The 12,078-nt window shown below is 40.5% G+C and carries 10 protein-coding genes and 1 pseudogene; 3 read left to right on the forward strand and 8 right to left on the reverse strand.

The window, feature by feature from the left end:
* The first annotated feature begins 52 nt into the window (after positions 1 to 52).
* Positions 53 to 1,117 (forward strand): MalM family protein, encoded by a 1,065-nt coding sequence (locus C9J42_RS01710; RefSeq protein WP_107287052.1) that lies wholly within the window; start codon positions 53 to 55, stop codon positions 1,115 to 1,117.
* Here C9J42_RS01710 and C9J42_RS01715 read toward each other — a convergent pair.
* The 3 genes from C9J42_RS01715 to C9J42_RS01725 are packed head-to-tail and all read right to left on the reverse strand — an operon-like array spanning position 1,109 to position 4,022.
* Complete coding sequence (locus tag C9J42_RS01715; RefSeq protein ID WP_107259438.1) at positions 1,109 to 1,714, reverse strand: CDP-alcohol phosphatidyltransferase family protein; 606 nt, start codon at positions 1,712 to 1,714, stop codon at positions 1,109 to 1,111. The two genes, C9J42_RS01710 and C9J42_RS01715, sit on opposite strands and share 9 nt — an antisense overlap.
* Complete coding sequence (locus tag C9J42_RS01720) at positions 1,704 to 2,354, reverse strand: ATP-binding cassette domain-containing protein (RefSeq protein ID WP_107287051.1); 651 nt, start codon at positions 2,352 to 2,354, stop codon at positions 1,704 to 1,706. Before C9J42_RS01720 ends, C9J42_RS01715 begins: the two co-directional genes overlap by 11 nt.
* A gap of 18 nt (positions 2,355 to 2,372) precedes the next feature.
* The gene (locus tag C9J42_RS01725; RefSeq protein WP_107287050.1) at positions 2,373 to 4,022 is read right to left on the reverse strand and encodes an ABC transporter permease; all 1,650 of its coding nucleotides are present in this window, start codon (positions 4,020 to 4,022) and stop codon (positions 2,373 to 2,375) included.
* Between the two features lie 493 nt (positions 4,023 to 4,515).
* Between C9J42_RS01725 and C9J42_RS01735 the strand changes: the two are divergent.
* A pseudogene (locus C9J42_RS01735) lies at positions 4,516 to 4,781 on the forward strand (oxalate/formate antiport family MFS transporter); the annotation flags it as partial.
* Between the two features lie 331 nt (positions 4,782 to 5,112).
* A complete protein-coding gene (locus tag C9J42_RS01740) occupies positions 5,113 to 5,556 on the forward strand; it encodes an L-alanine exporter AlaE (RefSeq protein WP_107205639.1) in 444 nt (147 codons plus the stop codon).
* 100 nt (positions 5,557 to 5,656) lie between these two features.
* Here C9J42_RS01740 and C9J42_RS01745 read toward each other — a convergent pair whose 3' ends face one another.
* The 5 genes from C9J42_RS01745 to C9J42_RS01765 form a co-directional block, all read right to left on the reverse strand.
* The gene (locus C9J42_RS01745; protein ID WP_107205640.1) at positions 5,657 to 6,583 is read right to left on the reverse strand and encodes a PstS family phosphate ABC transporter substrate-binding protein; all 927 of its coding nucleotides are present in this window, start codon (positions 6,581 to 6,583) and stop codon (positions 5,657 to 5,659) included.
* A gap of 10 nt (positions 6,584 to 6,593) precedes the next feature.
* On the reverse strand, positions 6,594 to 7,202 hold the full coding sequence (locus C9J42_RS01750) for an OmpA family protein (protein ID WP_107287048.1): 609 nt from the start codon (positions 7,200 to 7,202) through the stop codon (positions 6,594 to 6,596).
* A gap of 2 nt (positions 7,203 to 7,204) precedes the next feature.
* Positions 7,205 to 8,515, reverse strand: a complete 1,311-nt coding sequence (locus tag C9J42_RS01755; RefSeq protein WP_107205642.1) for a TolC family outer membrane protein — start codon at positions 8,513 to 8,515, stop codon at positions 7,205 to 7,207.
* A 67-nt stretch (positions 8,516 to 8,582) separates the two neighbouring features.
* Positions 8,583 to 9,902 (reverse strand): HlyD family type I secretion periplasmic adaptor subunit, encoded by a 1,320-nt coding sequence (locus C9J42_RS01760; RefSeq protein WP_107245533.1) that lies wholly within the window; start codon positions 9,900 to 9,902, stop codon positions 8,583 to 8,585.
* Positions 9,892 to 12,072 (reverse strand): type I secretion system permease/ATPase, encoded by a 2,181-nt coding sequence (locus C9J42_RS01765; RefSeq protein ID WP_107259448.1) that lies wholly within the window; start codon positions 12,070 to 12,072, stop codon positions 9,892 to 9,894. The genes C9J42_RS01760 and C9J42_RS01765 overlap by 11 nt, the downstream gene beginning before the upstream one ends.
* Positions 12,073 to 12,078 lie beyond the last annotated feature (6 nt).

Here is a 12,078-nt window from a genome sequence, read left to right on the forward strand (position 1 = left end):
ATATGTTCATATAAACCTTAAATAAGTTAAACATATTGAGTTAGGTATAACTATGATAAAATATTGGTATGTTATTATTTTAGGAGGGCTTTTATTAAGTGGTTGCTCATCGCACTTATTCAGTTTGTCTGATAATGATCCAACATCAAAGTCTTTTGTATGTTGTAGATCGTTTGAATATATAGATTGGCAAGTGATAAATGGTGAAGAAAAGAAACTTTATATCAATGAAAAATCAAATATTGGCTACTTTTCTGGTGAAAAAAGTTTATATAAAGCTTATAAATTAGCTGATGGTATTGAGGATATTACATTCTCTATTGAAAGCAAAATTACAAGTAATAATGTATTTTCACCTAATGTTATGATCTTCGATGATAAACTTTCACTTTTTAAATCAGTTAATTTTTTTGATTTTGAAAATAATGGAAAAGACGAAAGCTATAGTATTAAAAATATAAGGTTAAGTAGAAAAACACCTTATATGATTATATTCACACCTCAAAGTCATGAAGGTACTAAGATTATATTCGATACCCCTAGTGGACAAGAGCTTGTCAATTTGTATACCAAGGGGAGTTTATCTTTTGATGATGTGTCTATAACAAAGAGAATAACAGAAATGGTAGATGTTGAGCTAATACCATTAAATATCAAGAAAAATGTAATACCATCGCCATCACCAGTAGTTGCTGCAGCTCCTTTGGTTGTACCTTTGAAAAAAGTGCCTTCAACACCTTTAAAAGAAAATATAAATATTATTGATGATTCTCAAACTTATAAAGCATATCAAGAGATAGCAAAAAAAGCAGAATATCCATTTAAATTTCAAACAGTTGATAATAATAAAAATTCATGGTCAAACAATTCAACCGATGAGTTGCCTGTTAAATTAGTTGAACAAGAAACTTCAACGAAAAGTGAACGTATGCTTGTAGAAACGGAAAGAATTTATAATCAATTAATCACTCAGTCTTTAAATAAAGGGGATTTTGCTAAAGCACTAAAATTATTATTAGAGGCGAATCGTGTAGGATCGCCAACAGCCGAAACCGTTTTTTTAGAGCAGGTTAAAAAGAAGTTTGAAGGTAAAAATAATTCTAACTCCTTATTTTAAAGTGTTAAATCCACTATATATCCGCGTAAAAGTGGTAAACCAGCATGCTGACGCAAAAATATAGGCAATGACTGCGAAGTGTTGAGGGAACAAACAAAAGAGGATGAAACAAGCAATTGTTTCTGTGCCTTCTGTCAATCCACTCATGTAATACAATGATTTATTACGATATACGGGGTTTTCAATACCTCGCTTACTGGCCATAACAGCAAAAGCAAGAAAACTGCTGCCCGTTCCAATAAAGGCATAGATTAAAAATGCGCCAGCAATGGCATTTTGCTCTGGATTGGCGAGTACAAAGCCGAAAGGTATTAAGGAATAGAATAAAAAATCCAAACTAATATCCAGAAAGCCACCCGCATCAGTAATACCTTGAATACGTGCAAGAGCCCCGTCAACACCATCACAAATACGATTGAGCAAGATAAAAAACAGGGCAATGAAATAGTGCTCTGTCATTAAAGCTGGAAACGCTAAGCAACCGATAAGAAAGCCTGTAAAGGTGACTTGATTTGCAGTAATACCATAGGGATGTAGACGGGCTGCAATAATATTCAGCGGGGCTTTAATAAGCTTAATACTTACATTATCGAGCATAATGGCTCTCCGTTTGCCAATTGATCACACGGCTATTGTTTGGGATGTCTTGTTTATCATGCGTCACCATTAAAGTGGGTATTTGTGCTTGCTGAATTTGGTTAAAAACCCAATCTCTAAATTGTGCACGGCGGCCACTGTCTAATTTACTGAATGGCTCATCCAATAAGATTAATTGAGGCTGGGCTAATAACAGTCGAGTAAGGCTAATTCGCGCACGTTGCCCACCTGAAATTTGATGAGGGTAAGCATTTGCTAACGCTGATAGCTGCAACTCTTCAAGGGCATTAAGAGCCAGCTTGTGGCGATCTTTACCTTTAATGCGATTGGGTAGTGCAAACGCAAGGTTTTCCCAGACTAATAGATGAGGAAAGAGCAAATCATCTTGAAATAACATGCCTATCTGACGTAAGTGAGCAGGTACTTCGGTGATATCGTTATTATTTAATATAAGGTTACCTTGTACCTGAAATGCATCACTTAAATGGCCTGCTATGTAATTTAATAAGGTGGATTTTCCACAGCCACTCGCTCCCATTAAGGTCACGATTTCTCCTTTTGCGATTTGTAAGCAAAAAGAAGTCAGTAAAGCATCACCATTAGACATTGATATTGTGACGTTGTTGATATGTAGACTCATGATTAGTTGACTCTATTTTTAAACGTTTATTGTTTTTCGTCGGTTTATTCGTCGAGCTAAAATAAAAAAGCCGAACGGGAGCAGCGCTTGGCATAAGGCGTAAATAGCGGTAACTCGCCTGTCCGAACCACTGGCAAGGGTTACGGCTTCTGTCGTTAACGTACTTATTCGGCCAGCACCCAGCATTAATGTTGGGAGGTATTGTGCCAAACTGACGCTAATGCCAATAACCCATGCAAAAATAAATGCCGATGATAATTGCGGCAGCTTTATTTTAAGCCATACCTGAAAAGGTGTTTTCCCTAAACTTAATCCAATTTGAGTTAAACGTTGATCATAACTGCGATAAGGGCCATCAAGTGCGAGATAGACATAAGGGAAAACAAAAAAGAGATGTGCCCAACAGACCCATAGTAGATAAGTATTCAGTGAGGAAAATAAAGTTAGTACTTGCAAACCGAAGAGCAACGATAGCTGTGGGATCAGCATCGGAATAGCAATAATGTAGTGAGGAATATGCCATTTATGTTTTATACGATATTCGTGCGCGACAATGGCAAAACATAATCCAAGCGATGCACTGATCAGTGCGATCACCACACTGATGTTGATTGTACTAAGAATATGACTCCATTCTAGTTGCCAAAAGCGCAAGCTATAACGACTTGGAAGTACATCAGGAAAGCGCCAACGCAGTGCGACTGACCATAGACTTAATATTGGGATAATCAACGCTGTTAATGTCAGCAATAGGGTAAAAAGTGATTTTCCTGGTAATGCAAAACCATATCTGCCCGACCATTGCCACTGTTTAAAAAATTGGGTGAGTAGCCATTCTATCGCCACCGTAATACCTAATAATATTGTGCCGATAACAAATAGCATGATTGCCCCAGCGGCAGCTCGCGGCATGAGTTGTAGGTTTGGATCTATAAACCATTGCCAGACTAAAACAGCAAAGGTGGGTGGATTGGTTGGCCCTATAATTTGTGCAACATCGACGACAGAGACACCATAAGCCACGATAGCAAATAGAGGAAAACGCATCTTAGGTAACCACTGAGGGAAAATACACTTTAACCATGTTTGAGCACGGTTATAGCCCAGAGATGTTGATACTTTTTGGGTTTGCTCAATATTTAATTGTTGGAGAACCGGAATACTCATTAGCACTAAAAAAGGCGTCTCTTTTAAGGCGAGCATAACGATAAGCCCTAAGCCATATGGATCATTGATCAGTAACGCGGTTTCACTGACAGCATGAGTACTGAGATTGGCTGGAAGTACTGAATACAATAAACGAACGCCCATTCCTGTTGGCGCAAATAAAAAGGCAAAGCCAATCGCGAAAGCAACATGGGGAATAGCGAGAAGAGGGCTTAATGCTGATTCAATTCGCTGCCACAGGCGGGTGCCCCAACAGGTTTGGATGATTGCAAAAGTAAATAAACCAGCAAGAAAACAGCTAGCTGCCGTTGTATAAAATGTTAAGGCAATGGAGTGTTCGACACCTTGCCATTGTAATACTTGGCTAAAGCCGTTGAATGAGAATTGAGTTAGCCCTAATGGTGGCATATACCCTAATGCAGTGATCACTACACCGAGTAGCCCTGGCAATGTCGGTAAAATACACACGGCAATTAAAAGAAAGTAAAACGCAGGTAACATACCGTGTTCTCATGGTTAAAAAAGGTTGCCGTCTTAAGGTATAAGAGACGTAAGACGATGCTGATAGTAATTATAATTATGCAATAAGCAATGCGATTTTAATTATTTAATCAATAAATTACCCGTGACGATAACTATGACCCGTTTTTGCAAACTTTTGTTTCATAACCAATGACTAAAATTATATTTCGTATAATTGCGTTTATATCCTTATTAGTCGGTTACTTGTGTATAACGACCAATTAATGATGTTGGTAGCAGTATTTGAACGTGCTGCTTTACTATTAATGGCACTTTTTTGATTAACACAAACCCCGCACTTTCAGTCGATTGTTAAAAAACAACATTGTCGACCTTTTAAACTATCATTATGTCTCTTTTACTGCTCCTTTTTGCAGTGTTAAATACCTATATGGGAGTGAAAGTTGATGGATGATTGCTGGTATTCACCGTTATTTGATTAATATTTATTGTCCAACATCTGTGGACGTTTGTACTTGGTATTCTGACAGATAAAATCGCACGTACTAAGGTAATAGCGATTGCGTTGACGATCTGTTTAGTGGCTGTATGTGCATTGTTATTTACCTAGGCTTCGGTGTTGGTAGCTTGATTGGTTCAATTGTCGCATCCGTTTTTGGTGGCTTTATTGCAACGTTCTACTTGATGTTCGCATTATTGATTGTCTCTTTTGTGATTGCATTAACCATCCAATTACCTAACGGTGAAAATGAAGCACAGTTAGTCGTCAATCACTAACTGGATAATTTGAGAAAAGAATATCTATAAATCCGAGCACTTATTATGAGTGTTCGGATTTTTTATTATCTGTATGAAGGTGAGAAAGGGCGCAGCATAGTTAATCTCTATATAAATAAATGATTACACTGGCTAGTTTGAATAAAGGCAGTTTAAAACACTATTTTTATATTGAAAGTTAGTTACCAGAATGAAAATAACATTAAAATATGGTGTCTTATTTTAGTTAAACTCTGTTTTAATACGCAAATAAACTGCTTATAAATTTAAAGGCAGTGAAGGTCACTCTAAGCAGTGTTTTAATTAGTTTATTGTTTGGTAAGAGATAGCCATGTCTGTGATTAAGTTTCCTTTAAAGTATAGAAATGCCGCAGCAGATACTTTTGCGATGGTTGTGTTTAGCTTTGCCGCTGGCATGATGATTGAGATCTTTATTTCAGGTATGTCGTTTGAGCAGTCGTTAGCATCACGAACATTATCTATCCCTGTTAATATTGCGATTGCTTGGCCTTATGGCATGTTTAGAGATTACATGATCCGAACAGGTATGCGCTTTTCAACAAAACGTTGGATGAAGGGCTTCTCTGATATGGTGGCTTATGTGTTATTTCAATCACCGATCTATGCTTGCATATTATTAGTTGTAGGGGCGAACTTTGATCAAATTGTCACTGCTGTAACCAGTAATATCGTGGTTTCTGGTGCGTTGGGGATTGTTTATGGTCAGTTTTTAGAAATGTGTCGCCGCATGTTCCGTGTACCGAATGCGGTATGATTAAAAATACGCGATAGTATAAAAAACAGGGGCGTAAAGGCCCCTGTTGCTTTGATAGCGATAGATACCAATTCATGGCTGTTTTAAAACAATTGTTAAATTATTTATAACCGCCCTGAATTTCAGGTTGCTGCTGCTTTAATACGACTTTGTTACGCGTAATTGCCGCTGCTGGTAAATTGATAAAGCCGTTGTCAGTCAGTGTCTGTTGCGCTTCTGGTGTCATTACGTAATTGACAAAGGCTGCTTGCTGCGGCGATAGAGAGCTATTTGTTGGCTCTAAATTCAGATACATGTAATAAACGTTAGCAAGTGGATAGCGGCCTGATAAAATTGTTTCATGATCTAGACCAAAACGCTCACCATTTTTATCAATAATATCAATACGTTTAATATCTTTATCTTGGCTTTGATATACGGTGTAACCAATGGCGTTTTCTTTTGATTCAATAGTATCGATTAAATCTTTACGGCTGTTTAACGATTTAGTTGCCGTTTTTTGGCCATCGTAGCAGGTGATCATCTTGGTGAAATTACGGTGTGCTGATAAATCACCATTGACTGAATAAGCGTGTACTTGTGCCAGTTCAGTATTGTTGGCAAGTACAGGACTTACTGTCTGCCATTGAATTGATTTTAATGATGATTGGCAGCCAAAAATATCAGCCAGTGCATTGATTGAAATAGACTTAATTGGATTATCTTCATTAACCAAAATGGCGATGGCATCGGATGTAAAGTACAGCTCGGTTGGTTTATAACCGTATTTATCTTTAAAAACGGCGACTTCGCTATCTAACCAACGACGAGAGCTAATACCAATTTTTACCCCATCTTCAATCATGACTTTTTGAATATCATTGCTTTGTTCGGTGAGTAAATGATTGTTCAACGTAGCTGTTGAAATTAGCTCGTTGACAACGGTATTGAGTTCATTTTCAACCGCAATGGTTTTACTGCTATCGGCATAAGCAGAAGAAGCAAACAGCGCCAGTGGTAACATGTAAGTTAAAGTTGATTTATTCACGAGTATTCCCTCACTGTGCTGTTGATGCATGTTGCGCTGATTGCTCAGAGCTGTAAATTGTCCATTTTTTTACAGGCTCCATTTGGTTGCTGGTTATAACAGCAATGGTGCGTCGCTCACGTTTCTTTAGGTGCTTGGTTAATTCGGTCACCTGCGTAAACTCTTGCTCTGAGATGCGCTCAGGTGCAATACCATTTTCAATCAATGCATCTTTAATCACACCTGTACGACGTTGCGCTAATGCTTTGTTGTATTCGTTTGTACCTTCAGGGCTAGTATCACCCACAAGGATGACCTTTGCCTGTGGCTTTTGCTTTAATAAATCAAAAAGTTGAGTGAAGGTTTCATTTTGATCTAAGCGAATATGGTCGTCATCAAAGTTAAAGTAAACTGTCTGGATGTCGTATTTTGGCTGCACTTCCCAAGGTGCACAGCCAGTAATATCAACTTGCGTACCAGCAGGCGTATCGGCACACATATCCCGTTGATTGATCACGCCATCTTTATCATGATCGCGAAGATCATCAATCTGATGGCGAGTGACTTGAGTATCAGGCATATCTGCACAGCCAGTTAAAAGCAAAGGCAATAAAATGAGAGAAAGTAGTGATTTTTTCATGATTATTGCTCCTTCGCCTGCCATTGTTCTGGGTATTCAACACGTAACGCATAGGTCAATTTACCCATAGCATTAAGAATGCGATATGCCGCTAAGGTGTGGTCATATTCGGTATTAATGTAGTTCTTGCGGGCAAGGAACACTTCTACTTTTGCATCAAGTACGTCAAGTAAGCTACGACGGCCTAAACGAAATTGTTCTTCATAACCCATTTCAGCGGCTTTTGCTGCATCAACGTTCTGTTTTAACAATTTCTTCTGTTGCTCTAACATGTTGTAGGCATTCCACGCTAGGGTTGTCCCTTCAACCACTTCACGTTCTGCACGCAAACGGATAGTACGTGCTTCTTCATGACGCCATGCAGAGGCTTCTGTATCAGCATTGGTTTTTCCGCCGTTATAGATGTCGTAATTCATGGTTAGCATGACACGGGCATCTTGATCCGGACCCAGTGTGTTCCCCACGTTGTCGTTGGCATTTGCGTGTACTTCTAGCTTAAATTCAGGGAAGTAATTGCCTTTTTCACGGCGAATTTCTTCACGTGCCGCTTGAATATCAGCCATGGCGGCTTGAATTTCAGGATGCTGCTTAATACCTTGTTTAATAGCAATTTCTTTGCTGCTAGGCAGCAGGGCAGTATCGACCACAGGATCGACTAAACCCGTTGCCGGTTTTCCAACTAAACGCATAAATTGGGCATCGAGATCGTAGAGGTTATTTTCGGCGGCAATGAGTGATGAGCGCGCCGTCGCAACACGTGCTGCGATTTGGGCCAAGTCAGAATTACTGCTTAAACCTTTTGAGTTTTTATCCAGAATATCTTGGTAAATCGCTTCATGTTCACGAACGTTACGTTGGGTTAATTCATGAATGGTTTTGGCTTTCAGTACTTCCATGTATAAACGTGTGGTATCTAATGAGATATCTTCTGCATCAGATAACAAGGTTAACCGCTCAGATTCTGCTTCATAGCTCAGACGATCAGTATTGGCTGAGGTTTTAAAGCCATCAAAGATTAACTGCGAGGCTTTGAAACCAATTTCAGTTCGGTTCATGCCGCGATCGTCTTTTGGGATTTTATTGCCACTGTTGTAACGGGTTTCTTCATAACCCGCAGCAGCGTATAGATTTACTTGTGGCAAGTAATCAGCCTGTGCGCCATCGACTTCACGAAGTACTGATTGAAAACGGGCATATTGCCCCGCAATTTGTGGGCTGTAATCAATGGCTGAGGCAACAGACTCTTCTAAAGAGAGCGCGTGCGCAGCACTTGATGAAAATAGCGCAGCTGCTATTAATGATGATAAACGCATTCCTTTTCCTTTATCTCTTATTCTGTATGCCGTTTTGTGTAAAACGGCATGACTAATTAGCTAAATGTTATGGCTCTCTTAATGCACTTGCTTTGGCGCGTAATAACGGCTTTAACCAGTAGCTCAAAACGGTTTTTTCTCCCGTTAAGATATCCACCATAGCTTGCATGCCAGGAATGGCTTGCAAACGTGTTTCGGGATCATCATGGAGCTGAATATGGGCGCGGTAATAAGCGGTACCGTCTTCTGTTTGTAGGGCATCAGCACTGACATATGTCACCGTGCCTTTACGTCCACCGTAAACCACAAAATCATAGGCTGTAAATTTAATGGTGGCTTCTAATCCTGTTTGTACAAAAGCAATATCTTGCGGCGAAATTCGTGCTTCAACGATTAACTTACTGTCATTAGGCACTAACTCCATGATGGGTTCACCGGGTTTTACAACACCGCCTAATGAGCGCACTAAAATATCTTTAATAGTGCCATCCATTGGGGCGGTGATTTCAGTGCGTTTTAACTGATCGGCTAATCCTTCTTGGCTATCTTCTAATTGGGCAAACTGATTGGTCACTTCATTGAGTTGTGCTTGGACTGAGGTTCTAAATTCCAACGCAAGATTGCGGCGCATCACAATGGCTTCACGTAATGCTGCTGACGCTTTTTGTTGTGCGACTTTTGAACTGGCAATTTCGCCACGTAGTTTCACCTGATCGCGACGTGTTTGGATTAATTCAACTTCCGCAACTGCGCCACGTTTTACCGCACCTTCGAGCATTTTGGCTTCTTTATTGACTAAACGAAGACTGCTATAAAGTGTGGATGTATTACTTTTCGCATCACGTAACGCTTCAGTTTGCTGTTCAATCGTAAGCTGTGCTTCTTCAAGTTGTGACTCAATTTGTCCAATACGTTCGTTGTAGTTGGCTTTAGCATTAAGCTGGGCACGCTTACTTAAATCATCAAAAGCGATAGTTTGATGGGAAATTGTGATTTGTTTTTTCCAATCTTTTTCCTTGGTATCGACTTTTACGGTGTCTAATTCGGCTTTCAGGCGTTTGATTTGCGCTTGTAAAGTACGGTAATGCTCATCAGATTCTTGGAAAGCGGTACGGAAACGGGTGTCATCTAAAATAATTAAAGGCTGACCTTTCTTTACCTGTTCGCCTGCTTTAACTAAGACTTGTTCAATAATACCGCCTTCTAAACTCTGAATTTTTTGAATGGCGAGGGTCGGTACAACTTTGCCATCACCCACGACCACTTCTTCCAATTTGGAATAAGCAGCCCAAGTGATAATAGAGATAACTAGTAGTGAACAAAGCCAAACGATTTTACGAGAACGATAGGCGTGTTTTTGATTTGCCCATTTTAAATTACTGCTCATTACCGCCTCCTTGAACAATACTGACGGATCGAACACGGCTAACTGGACGTTGTGGTTTTTGTTTAGCAAGAATGGTTTTTGCATCACCATCAGCCACTATTTGCCCACGCTCTAGCATAATAATTCGATCACATTGCGCCAAAATAGACTGGCGGTGAGAGCTAATTACCATGGTGATATCACGCGGTAATTGATGCAGGGCTTGACGAAAACGTTCTTCTGCTTGTTGATCTAAAGCGCTCGTTGGTTCATCCATCAGCAATAGGCTAGGTGAGCGATACAGGGCGCGAGCCAGTGCGACTGCTTGGCGTTGACCGCCTGATAAATTACGGCCATTTTCACCGACTTGGGTTTCTAATCCGTTGGCAAGGCGATCCATAAAGCTATTTAAGCCCGACGTGGTTATGGCATGACTTAGGCGCTTTTCATCGACGTCATCACAGCCAAATAGAATATTTTCATAAATAGTGCCGTAAATAAGAGCTGGCTGCTGTCCAACCCAACCGATGTTGTTACGAAGGGCGGCGGGCGGCCATAACTGGGCATCAATCCCTTCAAAATACAATTGTCCTGAACTTGGACGATATTGATAAGAAAGTAGGGCTAACAGAGTGGATTTACCTGAGCCTGCCGCGCCAATAATTCCAACACGCTCACCTTGGCGGATGGCTAATTTTATATGGCTAAGGGCGTTGAATTGCTGCTCAGGATAGGCGAAATTCGCATCATCTAACTGAACGTTACCGTTAAACTCACCGCGATCCATGACCTGATGCTCATTACTTTCCTGCGGTAATGCCATCACTTGATCAAGTCCTGTAATAGCAGAGCGGCTTTGCTGATAGCGCAGCATTAACATCGATAACTGGTTGATTGAACTCGCGGCTCGACCGCTCAGCATAACAATAGCAATCAAGCCACCCATGCTAAGCAAGCCTTCTGAAATACGATAAACACCAATGATAATTAAGCCTATGGTTACGATTTGCTGACTACTCATTACCGAATGAGAAACAACATTGGTGTATTTTCGTGATTTGATATGCCAATCAGAGAGTGCAGAGACGGTTTGCTCCCAACGGCGTTGGATGATGCCTTCAGCATTGTTTTGTTTGATATCAGACAGATTATATAAGCTATCTAATAGTTGGGTTTGTTTCTGGGTCGATAAGCGAGCGGATTCATCCAATGTTTGACCAATTTTTCCTTTCATAATGGTGCTTAGGAGCAATAGCACCGCCATTACAGCGATAGGAACAAACATCATAGGTCCGCCAAGCCAACCAATTAATGCAAGGAAGAACAAGGTGAAAGGCAAATCAACCAAGGTAACTAAAGTGACTGACGTGAAAAACTCTCGCACACTGTCGAAATCTTGAATTTGACGTGCAAATGCAGCGGCTGATTGGGGGCGATGTTCAAGTTTCATCCCCAAGACTTTTTGCATTAAAATGGCTGATAGTTTGGTATCAATATGATGCCCAGCCATATCGGTGATAGCGCTTCGTGCTTCGCGTAATAACCAATCAAATATCAACGCAATGGATACCCCAGCCGCCAACACCCATAAGGTATTAAAGGCTTGGTTGGGTACCACGCGATCGTAGACGTTCATGGTAAACAACGGCACAACAAGAGCGAGTAGGTTGATAAAAATAGAGGCAATAAGCAGATCTCGATACCAAGGTTTTACCTCTGAAATCGCTGCACGTAACCAATGTTTTTTCGGCTTAGGTTTAATATCATCCACGCGCGGGTCAGCAACTTGGATCGGCGAAACTTGCCAGACATCGCCGCTGAGCAGATGTGTTAACTCGTCGCTTGATTGCTGAGAGACAATGGGAGTTGGGGGATGATTGTCGTTAGTTTGAAACTGGACGGTTTTAAATACATTATCAGTGTATTCACTGATAATGATGGGTGAGCCAGCCTCGGTAATACCAACGGCAGGTAAACTTGCTGCTGGTAGCTTATTTTTTGGGTGCAAGCCAACATCCAACTGTGCTTGGTTGGCTGCACGTTCAAACAGAGAATCGTCAAGCTTACCCTCTACTAAGGGTAAACCTGTGGTGACTTTTAGACGATGACAGCGAATACTGTAATGCTGGCATAGCCACAATATAGCAGCTAGCCAGAGGTCATTATCTAACGGCGGATTTTTACTACTCATACCATC

It is taken from the genome of Photobacterium sp. GB-56 (assembly GCF_003026105.1).
GTDB lineage: Bacteria > Pseudomonadota > Gammaproteobacteria > Enterobacterales > Vibrionaceae > Photobacterium.

Bases quoted from the DNA above. Each gene is read 5' to 3' on its own strand.
- C9J42_RS01710 (WP_107287052.1), top strand. From the start codon at position 53: ATGATAAAATATTGGTATGTTATTATTTTAGGAGGGCTTTTATTAAGT.
- C9J42_RS01715 (WP_107259438.1), bottom strand. From the start codon at position 1,714: ATGCTCGATAATGTAAGTATTAAGCTTATTAAAGCCCCGCTGAATATT.
- C9J42_RS01720 (WP_107287051.1), bottom strand. From the start codon at position 2,354: ATGAGTCTACATATCAACAACGTCACAATATCAATGTCTAATGGTGAT.
- C9J42_RS01725 (WP_107287050.1), bottom strand. From the start codon at position 4,022: ATGTTACCTGCGTTTTACTTTCTTTTAATTGCCGTGTGTATTTTACCG.
- C9J42_RS01740 (WP_107205639.1), top strand. From the start codon at position 5,113: ATGTCTGTGATTAAGTTTCCTTTAAAGTATAGAAATGCCGCAGCAGAT.
- C9J42_RS01750 (WP_107287048.1), bottom strand. From the start codon at position 7,202: ATGAAAAAATCACTACTTTCTCTCATTTTATTGCCTTTGCTTTTAACT.
- C9J42_RS01755 (WP_107205642.1), bottom strand. From the start codon at position 8,515: ATGCGTTTATCATCATTAATAGCAGCTGCGCTATTTTCATCAAGTGCT.
- C9J42_RS01760 (WP_107245533.1), bottom strand. From the start codon at position 9,902: ATGAGCAGTAATTTAAAATGGGCAAATCAAAAACACGCCTATCGTTCT.
- C9J42_RS01765 (WP_107259448.1), bottom strand. From the start codon at position 12,072: ATGAGTAGTAAAAATCCGCCGTTAGATAATGACCTCTGGCTAGCTGCT.